Origin of the sequence: Psychrobacter sp. ER1, from assembly GCF_048631835.1 — a bacterium.
GTDB lineage: Bacteria > Pseudomonadota > Gammaproteobacteria > Pseudomonadales > Moraxellaceae > Psychrobacter.
In genome coordinates this window covers 3,046,837-3,064,655 of record NZ_CP184640.1, presented here as the reverse complement: position 1 = coordinate 3,064,655, position 17,819 = coordinate 3,046,837, and the positions used below count along the sequence as shown (strand labels likewise).

At 42.4% G+C, this 17,819-nt stretch carries 11 protein-coding genes, 5 pseudogenes and 1 other annotated feature; of the genes and pseudogenes, 4 read left to right on the top strand and 12 right to left on the bottom strand.

Translation table 11 applies throughout. The annotated features are described in order from the left end of the window. Positions 1–6: 6 nt before the first annotated feature. Positions 7–1,225, bottom strand: a pseudogene (locus ACOBWA_RS14260) (IS3 family transposase). Then, positions 834–950: a sequence feature (AL1L pseudoknot), on the bottom strand. It overlaps the preceding pseudogene by 117 nt. Before the next feature lie 191 nt (positions 1,226–1,416). Between ACOBWA_RS14260 and ACOBWA_RS14255 the strand changes: the two are divergent. Both ACOBWA_RS14255 and ACOBWA_RS14250 read left to right on the top strand, forming a co-directional pair. Next, positions 1,417–1,761: a hypothetical protein gene (locus ACOBWA_RS14255; RefSeq protein ID WP_420229733.1), complete on the top strand. Its 345-nt coding sequence runs from the start codon at positions 1,417–1,419 to the stop codon at positions 1,759–1,761. Positions 1,762–1,889: 128 nt separating this feature from the next. Then, positions 1,890–2,138 (top strand): antitoxin VbhA family protein, encoded by a 249-nt coding sequence (locus ACOBWA_RS14250; RefSeq protein ID WP_371532839.1) that lies wholly within the window; start codon positions 1,890–1,892, stop codon positions 2,136–2,138. 76 nt (positions 2,139–2,214) lie between these two features. Here the strand turns inward: ACOBWA_RS14250 and ACOBWA_RS14245 are convergent, their stop codons facing one another. The 8 genes and pseudogenes from ACOBWA_RS14245 to ACOBWA_RS14210 all read right to left on the bottom strand — a co-directional run bounded on the left by ACOBWA_RS14245 (position 2,215) and on the right by ACOBWA_RS14210 (position 11,666). Further along, positions 2,215–2,805 (bottom strand): recombinase family protein, encoded by a 591-nt coding sequence (locus tag ACOBWA_RS14245; protein WP_420229732.1) that lies wholly within the window; start codon positions 2,803–2,805, stop codon positions 2,215–2,217. Positions 2,806–3,334: 529 nt separating this feature from the next. After that, the gene (locus ACOBWA_RS14240; RefSeq protein ID WP_420230790.1) at positions 3,335–3,667 is read right to left on the bottom strand and encodes a DUF3817 domain-containing protein; all 333 of its coding nucleotides are present in this window, start codon (positions 3,665–3,667) and stop codon (positions 3,335–3,337) included. A 275-nt stretch (positions 3,668–3,942) separates the two neighbouring features. Beyond that, positions 3,943–4,650 (bottom strand): signal peptidase II, encoded by a 708-nt coding sequence (gene lspA, locus ACOBWA_RS14235; RefSeq protein WP_045455808.1) that lies wholly within the window; start codon positions 4,648–4,650, stop codon positions 3,943–3,945. Between the two features lie 141 nt (positions 4,651–4,791). Beyond that, on the bottom strand, positions 4,792–6,072 hold the full coding sequence (gene ccmI, locus ACOBWA_RS14230) for a c-type cytochrome biogenesis protein CcmI (protein ID WP_101211261.1): 1,281 nt from the start codon (positions 6,070–6,072) through the stop codon (positions 4,792–4,794). Continuing rightward, positions 6,069–6,551 carry a cytochrome c-type biogenesis protein gene (locus ACOBWA_RS14225; RefSeq protein WP_020443538.1) on the bottom strand — a complete coding sequence of 161 codons (483 nt, stop codon included), beginning with the start codon at positions 6,549–6,551 and terminating at the stop codon, positions 6,069–6,071. The genes ccmI and ACOBWA_RS14225 overlap by 4 nt, the downstream gene beginning before the upstream one ends. A gap of 83 nt (positions 6,552–6,634) precedes the next feature. Then, positions 6,635–7,153 carry a DsbE family thiol:disulfide interchange protein gene (locus tag ACOBWA_RS14220; RefSeq protein ID WP_349773458.1) on the bottom strand — a complete coding sequence of 173 codons (519 nt, stop codon included), beginning with the start codon at positions 7,151–7,153 and terminating at the stop codon, positions 6,635–6,637. Positions 7,154–7,296: 143 nt separating this feature from the next. Then, positions 7,297–9,344, bottom strand: a pseudogene (locus tag ACOBWA_RS14215) (heme lyase CcmF/NrfE family subunit). A 120-nt stretch (positions 9,345–9,464) separates the two neighbouring features. Next, positions 9,465–11,666 (bottom strand): heavy metal translocating P-type ATPase, encoded by a 2,202-nt coding sequence (locus tag ACOBWA_RS14210; RefSeq protein ID WP_420229731.1) that lies wholly within the window; start codon positions 11,664–11,666, stop codon positions 9,465–9,467. 142 nt (positions 11,667–11,808) lie between these two features. Here ACOBWA_RS14210 and cadR point away from each other — a divergent pair, with 142 nt between their 5' ends. Next, positions 11,809–12,219 (top strand): Cd(II)/Pb(II)-responsive transcriptional regulator, encoded by a 411-nt coding sequence (gene cadR / locus ACOBWA_RS14205; RefSeq protein WP_025643920.1) that lies wholly within the window; start codon positions 11,809–11,811, stop codon positions 12,217–12,219. Positions 12,220–12,366: 147 nt separating this feature from the next. On the opposite strand, the pseudogene ACOBWA_RS14200 reads toward cadR, so the two are convergent. Then, positions 12,367–13,087: pseudogene (locus ACOBWA_RS14200) on the bottom strand (CHAP domain-containing protein). Positions 13,088–13,885: 798 nt separating this feature from the next. Continuing rightward, positions 13,886–14,530 carry a DUF411 domain-containing protein gene (locus tag ACOBWA_RS14195; RefSeq protein ID WP_083499708.1) on the bottom strand — a complete coding sequence of 215 codons (645 nt, stop codon included), beginning with the start codon at positions 14,528–14,530 and terminating at the stop codon, positions 13,886–13,888. 239 nt (positions 14,531–14,769) lie between these two features. Between ACOBWA_RS14195 and lnt the strand changes: the two are divergent. Then, positions 14,770–16,337, top strand: a pseudogene (gene lnt, locus ACOBWA_RS14190) (apolipoprotein N-acyltransferase). A gap of 140 nt (positions 16,338–16,477) precedes the next feature. On the opposite strand, the pseudogene ACOBWA_RS14185 reads toward lnt, so the two are convergent. Continuing rightward, positions 16,478–17,702: pseudogene (locus tag ACOBWA_RS14185) on the bottom strand (IS3 family transposase). Positions 17,703–17,819 lie beyond the last annotated feature (117 nt).

Sequence of the window (17,819 nt, the reverse complement as noted above, 5' to 3'; positions counted from 1 at the left end):
CTTGAGTCAGGCAGCGATGCCTGACAGGGTTAAATTATCATAATACCGCTTTTCAAATTCAAAAGGTGACACATAACCAATCGTGCTATGCAGTCGTGTTTTGTTAAACCAATCGACCCATTCAAGGGTTGCTAGTTCAACATCGTTCACACCAGACCAGCTCTCTTTCAAATAATGAATGACCTCAGACTTATAAAGCCCGTTGACCGTCTCAGCCAGTGCATTGTCGTATGAATCACCTGTAGTGCCAACAGAGGCAATCACACCGCAGTCAGCCATTTTATCAGTATAGCGAATGGATAAATACTGAACCCTCGATCACTGTGATGAATCACATCTTTGGGATAGTTTCTATCTGCTATTGCTTGATTTAACGCCGCCATCACCATATCTGTGTTCATACGATTAGATACTTTCCAGCCCACAATAGCGCGAGCAAACACATCAATAATAAAAGCGGTATACACCCAGCCGCTTATCGTCTTGATATAAGTAAAGTCTGCCACCCAGAGCTGGTTAGGGCGATGAGCGCTAAAGTTACGATTAACCAAGTCATCAGCACGCTTTTGATCATCACGGCTGTGAGTTGTTATTTTACCCTTACCGCGCCAGACACCTTGTAGGCCATGCTGTCTCATTAAACGCTCTATGGTACAACGAGCAACCTTTAACCCGTCAGCTTTCATCTGCTGCCATACTTTACGCGCACCGTAACGGCATTTGCTGTCCTGCCAGATACGTTTAATCTCGCTGATGTAAAAGTCGTCATGTTGACTGCGCAATGAGCGTTTTTCAGGGTAGCTCTCCAAGTCTTTAGCACGGTGATAGGTTGATGGGGCAATCGGTAATACTCTACAGATCAGCTCGACCCCATAATTATTCTTATGATCGTCGATGAATTGAATCATGATTTTAGTCAGCGGTCGAGCTCCGCCTGGGCGAAAAAAGCGGCAGCCTTACGTATGATCTCATTGGCTTGCTTGAGCTCTCTGCATTCGCGTTCAAGCTCCTTGATGCGCTCTTTATCACTTTGCGCTTGCACCGATGCAGGAATAGTTTGATCTATGTGCTTTTTATGCCACGACCGCAGGGTTTCAGGCGTACAGCCAATCTTAGGGGCAATGGCTTGAATCGCTGACCATGTGGAGGGATAGTCGCCCAACGCTTCTATCAGCATGCGAACGGCGCGTTCTTTAATCTCAGGAGTGTAGGTTTGTTTTTTCATTGTCGTATTCTCTCAGAATGTTGAGTCTCCGACAATCCCGGGGCGGTTCAGAGAGTGTTTAAGCTACCTGATTACTAGGTCAAGACTGAACTATCTAGCACCGCCTATTGGCGATAAGCTAATTAGCATTCTCAGATCATGTCTAGCTGAATGCTCTGTATCAACTATGCATTATGTAATTTGGAAGTCTGTTGAAAATGCTGCTGCATACGTGCAAAAACCAGGTATTACTCGAAGACATGCTTCAAATTCTTGTTTCTGGTAATATAGAGAGAGTATTCAATAAAATATACAGTGGTAGTTGGAGTCACAATAAATCTTTTCGCGATGCTAGCCACCCTCAGTCTGCAATGGCCAAAATATTTTTTGATTATGTATTTGGAGTAGATGATGGTGGTTTTCACCATACTCTTGATGAGCTATTCAGCCCATATAGGTCCCAAAAAACTTTAGAGCAAGTAAGTTACGCAACTCTAGGAGATGCTAGAAGTACGAATTATTCAGTCACAATAGCTCTTGAGGTTAAACAATCATGATTTACCGATGTCTAAATCATTAATACAATTAAATCAGCCGAATAAGACATAGCAATGAGAGAAAGGTTATCTAGATAGAAGACTATCTGACTTGCTGAACAATTTCATTACTACTGATAGGAGCTAGTATGGAAGATTCTAAATCTAAAACACCGATTGTTGACGATCGACCTATTCTTGTTAGTCGACAAGAGATAGAAAAGCGCCGCCGCATTAACTTTGATACTTTGGGCAGCTTTGCAGTCGATAATATTCCTGTTAACCCAGATACTCAGCATATCTTTCAAGACTTTGAGGAAGGTAAAATTGCAACTAGCAAGGAAGTAAAAGCGCTACTACACGCTCACTATACCAAGGTAGCGCTTGGAGATAATTAACGCTTATGACTACTGTTTTATTTTTAGACATAGTAATTCAGCAAAGCATAATTATTTAAGTTCATTACCTGACGTATTACGTATCTTTTAGTACACGATAAACTGTAGCCACTCCAACATCACAGGCCTTAGCTATTTCATCTTTTTTCATATTGTTTTGACTTGCTAATTCTTTAATACGTTTGTGCTTCTGTATATTAGCTTTTTTGCCTGTAGGTTTATAACCACTATTAGCTAATCCTTGCTTAATACGCTCTCTACGCTTGTCATTATCCAATTTAGCCATTGTTGCTAACAAGTCAATTAGCATATTGTTGATTACAGCCAATATCTCTCCACTCATACCAGTATTGATTGTATGCGTAGTAGGCAGGTCAGCTACAACTAACCTTAAGCCTTTATCTTTAATGCGTTGCTTTAGAATTGCAAAATCATCTTGAGACAATCTGCTTAATCTATCTACGCTCTCAACAAGCAAGATATCTCCTTGATTAGCATCATCAAGTAACTTAGTAAGTTCTGGTCTATCTAACTTAGTACCACTATAGTTTTCAATGTAATCAACATGATTGTCAGCATAATTTTTACTAACGCCAATCAAGTCAGACAAGGCTCTCTTAGCATCTTGGTCTTTTGTGCTAGCTCTCACATATATTCTGACTGTCATGGGTATCAACATATCTTTTAGACTTAAATATTATTGTTTAATGATAATACTATCGTTTAATAGTGAAAACAACTCTAATGATAGATTTATTATCATTTAATTATTTTACTGTTAAGGTATAGGCTAATGATAGGGCAAAAGCGCGGCGACCAGTCCCATAATTCAAAAGCCTGTTATAGATAGTTCCATATTAACAGTCTATTTTGAGTAGTCTGTTAATAGGTTTGAAGGGTTAAATGGTTGGTTCCCTTGGGGTATACCCTACGATAACAGGAAAGCCATCGCGGATGACAAAACCTGTTTAGCTTTTAAACAAAACGGGTTTGTCGATAGTATGTAAGATAAGTTCGAAAAGTAACTGGAGTGTGAGACTATTCATACTGGGTCTGAATTAAAGTTTTATTGTGATTAATTTCTGCTCAATGTTATTCATTTGTCGCCACGATGAGTGATGGCGGCTTGTGATTTAGTTAGGAAAAATAATCTTGAGTAATAAGATACGTTTGTGGCATTTATAGCAGAGCTTGTTCTAGGCTTCTTTACTTACATTTTCCTGCAAGTTCTTTTTTAGTAAATGATCGAATATAAATGGGCCAAAAGGTAAGAGTGAGCCGAGTACGCCCGCAGGTATTGCCCAAAGAGGCATTTTCATTTTGATAGCTGAGCCTATAAGTATTATGATATAGGTAATAAACAAAATACCGTGTGCCATACCGATGTATTTCACACCTTCTGGAATATCCAGCATATATTTTAGTGGCATGGCGATGAAGAGCAATAATAAGAAAGAGGTGCCTTCTAGGTAGCCTATAAGGGTAAGACTTTTTAACGCGGTCTCTTGTTTTTTTCTAAGGCTGTGAATTTTTTCAATAGTTGGCTGAGCCTGTGACACTATATTTTCCTTTTGTTATTATCAATAAAGAATTTATGGATTATTCAATGTCTCTATAATAATGGCTCTACGCAGAGCTTTTAAGTATTGGGTTTTAAGACCTAAAATGAGTGAGTACCTATACCAGTCATACATTACCTTCCAGTTCACATTTTATAAACATACTCAAGTATAAAAAGTATTTTTCCGTATAGAGTGACTACGACGCTAGTTCATTTTGTTTGTGATAATCGGCATCAATGTGCTTATTTATTACGCTTACTTTCTAAAAATATCATGTCAATTATAATCAATGCGACACCGACACAGACACCTATATCTGCAACATTGAAAATAGGATAATTCCAGACATCAGCATAATGCACATGGATAAAGTCAACCACTTTGCCAATTCTTAAACGATCGATTAAGTTGCCAATCGCACCGCCAAGCACTAAGGCCAACCCCATAGACAATAGCTTGGCTGTACGTGGCGCTTTGATTAAATAAATCGTTAAAAAGATAGCCATTACAAAAGCTAAGCCTGAGAAAAACCATTTCTGCCAACCGCCAGCGTCGGCTAAAAAGCTAAATGCTGCCCCATAGTTATAAGCGAGTGTCCAGTTGAGAAATGGTTCAATGACCGGTACGGGGTCATTGAACGCTAATTTGGTTTGGGCCAACCACTTAGTCCATTGATCAAGTATTAACACCATTATCGCCAACAAATACCAGATAAAAGCGCGACTGCCATTGGCAACCATTTTTGGCATTTTATCCAACTTACCTTTAGGTGTTATCGAGTTGCCTGAAGTCACGTACATAGCTTTAGGCGTATGATTCATGGTTTTAGAGTCAATCGATTGATGAGTACTACTCACAGCTATAGGTACTTTATTGTCAGCAATATTAGTACTAGCCGATTCAACGCTATTCAATTTAGTACTATCTAATCTGTCGGTAGATTCAGTCATAGTTGTTTTCTTTATCTGTGTTTATACAATGAACAATGTTAAACGTATATGTTTTTGGTATACGACTATTAATCGCGCCACTTTTATAAACGGCTCCACTTACCGCTCTGGTGTTATGAAACTTACGGTAATAATTTTTTATTAGGGAATCTGTTGATTGATTTCAACATTAACCTGAGTCTGTTCAGCGCTAATCACTATAGGATTACCCGATAAGTCGCCTGACTCTGCTATGGCATTACCGCTATGACTAATACGAGCAACGACTGCTAACTGAGTTTTGTCACTACGAGCTGAATTTAACGTGCGATCTGGCATCATCGCATCAAGATTGCTTAAGCGGATACTAGCCTCACCTTGCTTGATAATACTAATGGGTAAACGTTTGGCGGCAAACGGTGGACCTCCTTTAACGTCACGTATCGCAACAAACAACACATCATCAGCTTTCACTAACGGTAATAAATTAGCGTTAATTTTCACTGTCACGTCAATACCTTCTAGCGCTTGCTTTTCTTGCGTGCTAACGTAGTTGCTTAACTCATCTAAGCTTGCTAAAGCTTTAGTATGATCACCTGGTTTGGCCACAATGCTGCCTTGTAAGCGTTTAATCCAACCTTGCGCTTGGGCAAAGTTACTACTACGAGTCTCACCCATTGCCATGAGCATTTGAGCCCGTTCATGCTGCGGATTCTTAGCTAATATAGCTTGTAATACACGGCGAATATTGGCGTCTAACTGACCTTCATTAACGAAAAAGCTAGTCTGAGCATAAGTGGTGGCGATTTCTTCATTTTCAGGAGCTAAACGATAGGCACGAGATAAGGCTTCCAGCGCAGAATCAGTTGCCTCCATAGATAAGAAAAGCTCGGATAGGCGCATCCAGCGATTAGGATCATCAGCATTACGATGAACATTGGTTTGCATGGCGCTAATCAGTTGACGACCATCTTCAAACGCCCATGATGGCGGCTTGTCAATTTTAGCTGTCAATAGGTCGTCAGCCACTTGTCCTACTTTGTCCTCAGCTGTCCACAAATCAAACACGGGCGTACGATTGCCTATTAGTAAATACGCCATTGCAGCCAATATTGGGATCCAAGCTGCGACAATTAAACGGCTTTTGACATCAGGGGTGACCATAGGTGTTATCTGACGCTGCGCATCTAATAGCTGACGCTCCAGTTCCAGCTTTTGATTTTGATAATGGCTATTATTAATAGTACCGCTGTCTTTATCTGTTTGTAGCTCAGCTAAACGTTCGCGAAATACTGCAACATTAATATCTAGCAGTTGATTGTCTATTGGTTTGGACTGCAAACGCGGTGCTCGTAGCCATGGCATAATAGCAATCAGCGCAAATATAAGGGCAATCAGCAAGCTTAGAGTTACAAATAAGCCAAAAGTAGAAAATAGAGTCATTTTTTGTCCTCTAGGCTAGTAATGTCGTGGTCGACACTCTCAGCTTGCGATAATAGACGATCAAGCTCAGCCTTTTCCGTAGAGGTCAAGGCAGCAGTACTGTTCACTGTGACGCCGCTTTGACCACGGGCAACAACTTGGCGACGCTTACTTTGCCAAAACCAACCAATAATTAAGACGAGCAATAATAGTGGTGGAAAAAACCATAGGATCCATGTTGATGGTCGCATAGGCGGCTTGTAGCTAATAAAGTCACCGTAGCGCTCTTGCATATAGACGCGTATTTCAGCATCACTACGTCTATCTTTAATTAAATCATAGACTTTTTGCTTTAGATCCTGTGCAATCGGTGCATCAGAGGCTGCAAGGTTTTGATTTTGGCATTTTGGGCAGCGAAACTCTTCTATTAATCCACGATACTGAGCTTCTTGCTGTGGTGAGTCAAAATCGTATACGTCAATAGCTGCGTTTGCCGTCATGTTAAGCAGACACGCTAGTATTAAGCTTGCTAGTTTTAAAACTATATTGGGTTTTAGTTGAGGAGCTCTTATTCGAATAACGTTCATTTGCACATCTCCTCAACCTGAATGAGATCAGGACTATCGTTGTTCTTATTAGCCTCATTAAGTACGGTCAGGCACGGCTTAACACGCTGTTGCCAATTGGCTTCATTAACCTCACCAACAATATGCTGACGAATGATGCCATCTCCATCCACAACAAAGGTTTCGGGCGCACCAGTTATGCCTAAGTCTAGAGCAAACTGACCCAATGAATCCTGAATAGACATAGAAAATGGATCACCGCCTCGGTTTAAGTAACTGAGCGCATTACCAATCTCATCCTTATAATTCACACCAACGATATCAACGCCGCGCTCTTCTAGTTGCATTAAAAACGGATGCTCAATAACGCAAGTTGGGCACCATGAGCCCCAAACATTAAGTAAAAACGGCTTATCCGGCAAATTATCATTGGTGATAGTACGGGTAGTATCTGCTAATAACGGCAGCTCAAAGGTAGGAACCGGACGCTCAAGAGCGGTATTGGTCACAATGTCTGTTGGTTTACCTAAGCGCATGTACAATATAACTACCAAACCAAAAAAGAGGATAAGCGGAATTAAGAACCATAGCTTCGTCTGCTTTTTTTCATTGTCTTTGGGTTACGCTGCTTACTGTTTTGGCTATCTTTTTGCTCAGGAGTATTATTCGACATAGTCATTTATTTCTCCTTTAGTGTCGACATCGTCGATGCTGAGATTGCCTGTTCAATAGCTACCTCATTGACTCCATCAGTAGCCAGATCACCAGTAACTAGCAATGGAGCTTTAACTTTTTTGATGCGGTATCGTTTATCAAGCATGCTAATTAATCCACCTAGAGCCATGATAATTGCCCCTAACCAAATCCAGCGAATTAATGGTTTTACATAAATCCTTAATGCCCATTGGTTACTACCATCGGCAATAGGTTCGCCCAGTGCGACATAAACATCGCGCATAAGACTGGGGTCAATAGCAGCTTCAGTTGTTGGCATCGTGCTGATAATATAAGTACGCTTTTCTGGAGTCAGTTTCGCCACTTCACGACCGTCTTTGGATACCACCACTTGCGCTTGCGTTGCATCAAAGTTACTCCCCTTTATTTCAAAAATTCAGTTACTTCAAAATCGTAACCTTGAACATTGACTGTATCGCCAATACCCATTGCTACGTCACGCTCAATACTCAGGCTACTAGTAAAGGCTATGCCAATGACAGCAACCAATACGCCAATATGAGCAGTCTGTTGACCCCAATAGCTAAGACGCAGCTGACGCAGACCTTTAAAGAAATTAGGGGCGTTCTTGGTTTTGTCTCTAAAGTCAACGATCATCCATAGCAGTACCCAAAAGCTCACCGCTAAAGTCACGCCAATATTGAACATAGCAGATGGACTGGTAAAGTAGGCGATAATAGCAGCCAATACGATACTACTAGCGGCAATGGCGATACCCACCCCTAGTAACGGACGCTTATCTTGTTTCCAGCGAATATTAGAGCCCATACCCATAGCGATTAACAACAGCCATGTCAAAGGCACAAACAGCGCATTGAAGTATGGAGGCCCTACAGATACCTGACCGAGACTAAAGGCATCAGCGATAATAGGATAGAGGGTGCCGAGCAGCACCACTAAGGTTGCAATCAAAATGATGGCGTTATTGATCACTAAAAAGGACTCACGTGAAATCAGCTGATATTGACTTTCAACGGTTAAACGCCAACCGCGAACGGCAAACATTAATAGACCACTACCGATGATAATGCCAAGAATAGCTAAGATGACCAAACCACGCGTCGGATCAGCGGCAAACGAATGCACTGAGGTAAGGACTCCAGAGCGTACCAGGAACGTGCCAAGCAAGCTTAAGGCAAAGGCGAAAATAGCCAGCATGATGGTCCATGCTTTAAACACCCCGCGCTTTTCAGTGACTGCTAATGAATGCAGCAATGCTAAGCCGACAAGCCAAGGCATAAACGAGGCGTTCTCTACCGGATCCCAAAACCACCAACCGCCCCAGCCAAGCTCGTAGTAGGCCCACCACGAGCCCAGTGCAATACCAATGGTCAAAAATCCCCAAGCCGCGAGCGCCCATGGACGTGACCAGCGTGTCCAAGCAGCATCTAAACGCCCTTCCCACAATGCCGCCATACAAAATGCAAAAGGCACTACCATACCCACATAGCCCATATATAACATGGGCGGATGAATAATCAGACCGAAATCTTGTAGGACAGGATTTAAATCAGCGCCATCGACCGCTAGATTGGGTAAGGTACGCTCAAACGGTGACGAGGTAAATATCAGCATTGTTAGCATCATTAACTGTACACCGGACAAAATAACTAATACCCGCGCACGCATTGATAACGGCAAGCCGCGACTAAAGTATGATACCAGTGCACACCATGTGGCCATGATGGTCATCCATAGCAGCAAAGAGCCCTCGTGTCCGCCCCATGTCGCCGATAACTTATAGTACCAAGGCAACAGCGTATTGGAATGCTGCGCGACGTAACTGAGGCTAAAATCATTATAATAAAAACCTGCTATCAAAGCGCCAAATGACGTTATCATGGCGGCAAACTGTGCCCAAGCTAAGCTAGGGGCTAGTCGTTGCCAAGCAACTTGGTTACGAATAACACCAATAGTTGGCAGAATTACCTGCAATAACGCCAATACAAAAGCGGTAAGCAAGGCAAAATAGCCCAATTCTGTAATCAACATACGGTCTAACCTTATTTACTCTAATGCGGTTGCAGTTTACTGTAGCGGTGGAATTTTTATTATTAGAACCCACCCCGAAATCTGCTGCTATCTCTAGTTTTTAATTGATTTCGAAGGGTTTTATTTAACTACTTTAGGCGGAGTTACCAGTGGAGGCGCTCCCTTAAAGCGCAGTAAACGTAACGCATTAAGAGTAACGAGCACTGTTGCTCCAGCATCAGCTAGAACCGCAATCCATAGTCCAGTAATGCCGAATACGGTCGTGATCAGAAAGACGCCTTTGAGACCTAAAGCGAAAATGACGTTCTGATGAATGTTGCGCATGGTGGCACGTGAAAGTGCGATGAGATGAGCCATATCCGTAACACGACTTTTTAATAATGCGATATCGGCCGTCTCAATGGCCACATCGGTACCACCACCCATCGCGATGCCAACATCGGCAGTTGCTAGCGCTGGCGCATCGTTAATACCATCACCAACCATCGCTATTTTGCGGTTGTTCTTCATCTCGTTAAGCAGGCGCAGTTTGTCCTCAGGCAACAGCTCAGCTTCCCATTCCACGTCTAAATTACTGGCAAGTGCTTGAGCGGTTAAGCGGTTGTCGCCTGTTAGCATGACGGAGCGCACACCCATCGCTTTGAGCTGAGCCACACCTTCATGAGCGTCGTCTCGTAATTCGTCTCTTAGCGCGATTAATCCAAGCACTTCACGGTTTTGCTCATCGAAAAGAACAGAGACGGTCTTACCCTCATTTTGCAGCGCCTCAATTTGCGCCTGTTGTGTGGATGAAATCAATGCCTCATCGGCTGCGTAAACAGGCGAACCGATAGCTAGCGCGCGCTCCGCGACAGTTGCGTGTACCGCTTTACCCGCAGTAGCAGAAGCTTTGGAAGCCACAGGTATAACAACTTTGGCGGCTTTGGCATGACTGACAATGGCTTCAGCAAGTGGGTGACTAGAACCAGTCTCCACACTGGCAAAAAGTGCCAATATCTCATCTTGACCTTGAGAATTCTGACCTTGAATACTTGAGTCCTCTTGTGTAAAGGCAACAACATCGGTCACGCGTGGTTTGCCTTCAGTTAAAGTGCCTGTCTTGTCAAAAGCGACCGTCTTCACTTGGCCGATAGTTTCTAAAGCACTACCGCCTTTGATCAGCAAGCCACGGCGCGCACCAACAGCAAGACCAGAGGCGATGGCAGCGGGTGTTGATAGTACAAGAGCACAGGGACAGGCAATCAGCAACAGTGCTAGACCGCGATACAACCAAGTCGACCAATCTCCACCCATGGCTAACGGTGGAATGATAATAATTAGTGCGGCAATAGCCATCACTGCCGGTGTGTAATAGCGACTGAATTTCTCAATAAAACGGGCAGTGGGTGCTTTGGAGGCTTGGGCTTGCTCTACCAGCTCAATAATGCGCGAAATGGTGTTATCGGCGGCTGTCTTTTCTACGCGCACTTGGAGCACACCATCGATGTTAATTGACCCTGCAAATACATTGTCACCCATCGTCTTGGCAACAGGAACAGACTCTCCCGTCACGGGCGAATCATCAAGGCTGGACGCACCTTGAACAATGGAACCATCAGCAGATACCCTATCTCCAGGACGCACCAGCACAAGGTCATTCACTTGTAATGAAGTCGCTGGAACGTTACGCTGCCCACCTTGAGCATCAAGTAAAATTGCACTTTTCGGAACCAGCGATGATAAGGCTCTGATGCCAGCGCGAGCGCGATCAGCAGCGATACTCTCAAACAGTTCACCGATTGAGAACAAAAAGACAACTGCTGCGGCCTCTTCAGCTTCACCAATGATAAGTGCGCCAAGCACGGCGACGGACATCAGCGTTTCAATTGAAAAGAATGAACCTGTTTTAGCCAGTGCTAAGGCTTTGCGTGCAAATGGAAAAACGCCTACAATCACAGCGATGGCAAACACCCATATCCCATAAGCGGGGAACAGTAGTGACAGTGCATAAGCGCTGCCCATCAAAATACCGAGACCAACAACCTGTTTGCCTTTTTGAGTTTGCCACCACCGCTTGTCCTGCGGAGCCATCTGATTGTCGCTGTCAATATCAATAGCCGATACAGTTTGTTGACCAGTATTGGCAGATATACCGAACCCTAGGCTTTTGATGGTTTTTTCAATATCACTAGCCTGAGTCGGCGCATCAGGGGCCAAGCTTAGCTCTAGCGTTTCTGTAGCAAAATTTAGCTCAACATCAGAAACCCCAGGCATACGTTTCAAAGCTGTTTCAATCTTGCCGATGCAACTGGCACAGTCCATACCTTCAATATGATATTTCATAATAATTTACCCTTTGAATAATGGTATTATGAACCCTATAGTGGCTTTAGAGTCAAGGTTATTTATCTACAGTTTCGTAATTTTAATTTCTCTAGCGCTAGTCTTTACAGCCACTTTAATTATTTAAATCATAGAGGTTGTTATGACAATCAAAATTGGTGAGCTCGCTAAACGCACAGGTGCCACAGTAGAAACCATTCGCTATTACGAAAAGGAGCACTTATTACCCGAGCCTTTTCGTAGCGAAGGGAATTATCGTTTATATAATGAAGAGCACATTGAGCGTCTACAATTTATCCTACATTGCCGTACGCTCGATATGGCTTTAGATGATGTGCGAATCTTACTTGAATACTGGGAGTCGCCTGACAAGGACTGCGGCGATGTGAATAACTTGCTAGATGAGCACATTCATGCTGTGGAAATACGAATGGAAGAACTGATGCACTTAAAGCATCACTTGACCGTTTTGCGCCAGAAATGTGCAAGTAGTGCACCAGCGTCATCATGTGGCATTTTAAACGCGCTTGTCGATAACTCCTGTCATGAGTAATGATATCAGTAGTGTTCATTTCTGACGGATCAAATCATGAAAGGTTAAATACGCCCTGATGTTAAGCACAAAAAACCCAGCAATGATATTAAGATCACTACTGGGGTTGGAGGAAATAATAACTATGTTGTGCTGACTTATCAGGTCTTATTTATCATTCATAGCAAGGTAGATATTTCGATCTGATGCGGATGCGTCATCCACGTATTTTGAATCACGCCATGTGGTATAAGCATAGACACCACTGTATGGGCTGATGCTGTTCTGACGGAAATCAGAAATCCAGTTTTCGCCATCAAAGATTTGGATATGGCCATGTGGACGCTTTGATGAGCGATCATAGACAATAACATCACCTACTTGGGTTGGCATATCATTACTGATTTTGCTAAAACCTGCTTTATCAAGCGTGCCACGAGTGGCGTACTGATAGGCTGAAGGATTGGGGTGAACTCATAACCTGCTGATTGTAGTGCTTTACGTACGTAACGGGCACAGTATCCAGAGCTACCAGATAGAGCCACTCGTGAAGCACGAGCAGCAGCGATAGCGGGGCTGAATTGCTATCAGGAACTGTATTGACTTGCTGCTGTTGTTTTTCAGCGTATAAGCGGCTGTTTAATGATGAAAGCCGACTCTCTTTTTGCTTAGCCTGCGCACTTAGGTTGCTAATAGCTTGACTGATTTCGTCATTACTAGAAACATAAGCACCACTGCTAGTGCTATAGATGTTTTTTGATGAACCGTAGTTTGATGCCACAGAAGTATTGGTGATGGTATTATTTGTTTGAGAGATTGTGATAGCAGCACCACTCGTTTGTGCTATGCCCATACCCAGTACTGACAAAATCAATAAAGCCTGTTTCATAAATCTAATACCTACGGTTAATTCAAAATGGTCTGTTATCAACAACAGCGCAGTCAATTAAATTTCAACAACTCAAGTATATATACGTCATAGTGACTGATACTTCTGCTGCATATTATTCATATAAAAAATGATTATTGGCGATCACAGCACATCATTGAAGTCTTACGAAGCTGTTGCAAATCAAGCTGCTGGCCAAAACACAAAGCCGACTTTAGCATAGGCTGTTTAGCCTGTCATCACCCTTAAAAACCCCAAAAATACTTTTTGATGTTGAAAAAATTGCTAATATTCCACATTTTACAATGTAAGTTTGTGTAACATATACAGAATATAGCTGACTAAATTGACAACAATTTCTACTGTTTTATAAGCAAAAAAACGTCTGAGGGTTAAATCTAAATTATAGATTTAACCCTCAGACGTTTTTTTATTGGATGAAGTAATTACCCTATATAGGGTCTAACTAATTATTAAGATAATATAATAATTTATAATATTAATATAGATGTTAATTCCCTACTGGCTTATGTAATATTACGTAATTGTTTCGATACATCCTGTATATTCTTGTATTAACCCTTAATTATTTATCTATTTTAAGGGTTAATAACCGATAAATCCGCTTACATTGTCATCAAAAGTTACAAATTCAAAGTTATTTTTGCTTTTAAAGTCGCAATAGCTAATGATTTTTTTGATGAAGAATCATTTTATAAGCAATAGAACAGTCTTATACCTGCCTCATTTACTTTTAACGCTAACACTATAATCAAAGTATTCTTAACTGCTAACACACTATAATTGCTGCTCTACCGATTCAATATCAGCATAAACTTGGGTCGTCCCGTCTTTATTGAGCTGCATAACCTGATAGGGCATGAATTTATTTTGATACTCCATACCTGGGCTACCAACAGGCATGCCAGGTACGGCAAGACCCATAGCTTGTACTGGCGGATTTTCTAAAAACTGCGCCATATATTTAGCGGGTACATGACCTTCAAAGACGTAACCATCCGTAGTGACTACAGTATGGCAAGAACGCATTTCATTTGGAACGCTGTAGCGCTCTTTAAATACGGCTAAGTCCGCAACATCTTGCGCGGTTGCACTTAGACCATTATCTTCTGCATGACTTATCCATTCTTTACAGCAGCCGCAATTGGCATCTTTATAGACAGTGGCTGAGACGTTTTTTAGTAGGTCTGGTTTACTTACTGATGTCATCATAGGAGTATTTATAACGTTTGGTTCAGCTGTCTTTGGAACAGCCAAAACATCTTCAGTTGATGCCGATGTTGTGCTTGCATCAGATACGCCACTACTCGGTTGGCTACAAGCAAATAGTGATGAGGCGGCAAGTAATACTAACGTACTACGCAACCCCTTAGACAGATAACGATTGAATATAAGACTGGATTTTATTTTTAAGGGGGTCATAGTGCTCTCTCATGTACTGTAGATATTGTGAGCTATAGAAGGTCAAGTAACACTTCATATCGTTTGGTAATGTAGCATAATAACCCATCAAACGGAGTACGTAAATTTATCCATTGAGCAGTGCGGACTGGTATCATAAGCAGTTTTCATTTTGAAATGCTGCCTGTAGTATTAACAGGTCTATCCGAGTTTTGGATTTTGACTAAAAATTCAAAACTCATAATTTTGGATAATTTGCGATGCGCCTGTCTACTATTAATCTACAAAAGCGTTTGAGTACTCACTTAAATCAATTACCGCTATCGCTTACGCTAGTAGCAGCATGGCTTGCAGGGGCTATTTTTTATTTTCGCTAGCGCCTTATGGGTTTTGGCCGCTAGCAATAGTATCACCAGCGATTTTATATGCGCTGTTGGTGACAAGTATGAGTGGTCGTCGCGCTTTTATTATCGGTGAAGCTTACGGTATGGGGCTATGGTGCGTCGGCGGCTTTTGGCTCTATACTGCTATCCATGATTATAGCGATACACCAACGTGGCTCGCATTGATTATGATTGCATTGATGGGTCTCGGTATGGGACTGTTTCATGGATTGTTAGCACTAGTCTTTAACCGTATGGTAGGCAAACAACCCTTTTCATTTGCTGCTCTTTGGGTGCTACAAGAATGGTTAAAAACTTGGTTATTCACAGGCTTTCCGTGGCTGTTTGTTGGTTATGCATTTACTGAAGAGTATTGGTTATCGTCCTTAGCACCCGTTGCTGGTGTTTTTTCCGTCTCTTTTGTTGCCATACTATTGGCTGCAAGTTTAGTAGAGCTACTGCTTCGGCGCAGTAGTTATGCCATCGTTTCTGTACTGTTATTAGCCATTAGCACATCATTATGGCTGGTCAATCCGCAATGGACAAAACCTAAGGGCACACCTGATCTGTCAGTGTCATTGATTCAAGGTAATATTTCACAAGATATAAAGTGGCTGACTAAGTATCAAGTAGAAACGCTAAAGATTTATGCGAAGTTAACACGCACTGAGTGGGGACGTGATGTGGTGGTGTGGCCTGAATCATCTATTCCTATGTTTCAGGATGAGGCTGCGGGCTTTATTAGTGAAATGATAGAAATGGCTAATGCGACCAATACGACATGGATAACTGGTATCCCTTATAAGGATAAAGCGGCATTCAATGCCAGTACGGATAAGTATCCCCCATTTTACAATAGCGTGATTGCTCGAGGTGTAGAAGCGGAAGGCCTATACAAGAAGCAGCGTCTAGTGCCTTTTGGAGAGTATATTCCATTTGAAGGCGTGCTCGATATTTTCCCAAGTTTGGCCGGTAGTCAGGATATTAAGAGCTATAGTCGTGGTAGTGATCAGCAGTCACCTCTAAAGGTGCGTGGACACAATATAGGGACGGCTATCTGTTATGAGGTAGCTTATCCAGATACCACGCGTAAAAATGCCATCGATACTGACTTTTTGTTGACCGTCTCTAACGATGCCTGGTTTGGCACTTCAGCAGGACCATTGCAACATTTGCAAATGGTACAAATGCGCGCGCTTGAGAACGGGCGCTGGTTTATTCGAGCGACCAATACTGGTGTTACCGCTATCATTAACCATAAAGGTCGTATTGTAAAACGCGCACCGCAGTTTGAGCGTACTGTACTACGTGGTGAGATACAGGCACGGGTTGGTAACACGCCCTTTATGCTTATGGGAAATTATCCTATCTTGATAATAATAACCTTGTTATTACTACTAAGCTATTTTGGCAAAGGTCTAACCACACTTAGAAGACGAGGGTAATAGTAAACTTAATCATAATAATTTAATCAGTGTAAGTTTTTTATTTTTTCTAGGTAACGTCCTAACGCACGTAAATATAAAAGTTTTAAACTATTGACCCCTGCCGTCAAATCCGTATACATAAACTTGGGAGATTTTAATTACGCAGCTTGACGATAATAATCAAACCACACCTGTCTTGGCGATTGATAGCCCAAACCCTTTTGAATCCTCGTCTGATTGTAGTACAGCTCGATATAACTGATAATATCATTGATGGCTGTGAACCTTGTTTTATAGTCTTGATGATATACCAGCTCATTCTTTAATGTGCCCCAGAAGCTTTCTATCGGAGCGTTATCGAAACAGTTGCCTTTGCCGCTCATTGAGCCTATAAATTGATGCTGCTTAATGGTCTTGTGGTAGGCGTGACTGCAATACTGACTGCCTCTGTCTGAATGAACGATTAGCCCTTTGCTTGGACGTTTACTCTTGATGGCCATATTTAGTGCTTTGCAAACTAAATCTGCGGTCATACGCTTGTTAATAGCGTAACCGACAAGCTCTTTGGTGTATAAGTCTTTGACCCCTGCTAAGTACAGCCAACCCTCATTCGTCCAGATATAGGTGATGTCGCTGACCCACGACTCGTTAGGGCGCTTAGCATCAAACTTCTGATCCAGTACGTTTGGATAGACCAGCTTGTTGTGATTGGAGTCGGTGGTGACTTTAAAGCGCTTATGACGACGACATTTAATGCCGTGTTGCTCTTTGATGCTTCTTACCATATACAGGCTAATGTTATGGCCTTGCTCGCTTAGATGAGCATGCAGTCGATCTGCGCCATAACGTTCTTTCGTTTCATTGTGAGCCGCTTTAACCAGTAATTCAGACTGGTTGCGATGTATCTGTTGGTCGCTGAGATCACGACTTAGCCAGTCGTAATAGCTTGATGGCTTAACCCTTAACACACGGCACATAGTGGTGATGCGAAAGAGGAACTGGTTGTCTTTGATAAAGGCGTACCTGACTAGCTGTTTCTCGCGAAGTACGCCGTCGCCAACTCGAGCATAGCTCTCCCCTTGCGTCGGGGCGAAGCAGTGCTTCGCTTTATCCCTCCTCATTTAGTATTTCGCGTTCCTCTTCGGCAACTTTAAGCTGTCGCTTTAGGCGTTTTACCTCTTCAAGCGCACTCATAAGTTCAGGGTCATACTGCTTTGTTCCTACAAGCTTGCCTTGATTGGCTTTGTTATGCCAATTTGATAGCGTTTGCATGGCAATGCCAAGCTGCTTTGCAGTGGCTGAGATATTGCCATTATTGTCTGATATCTTCTTGACGGCCTCGGCTTTAAATTCGTCACTGTAGGTTCTTACTTTCTTGGTCATGATAAACTCCGATTAATACGCTTAGTTTACCAAGTTTATCTCTACGGTTTCTTCAGCATAGCTCATGAGTTACAATGTGGCTTATCCCGAACTGGGGTTGTAAATAGACAAGTCCAT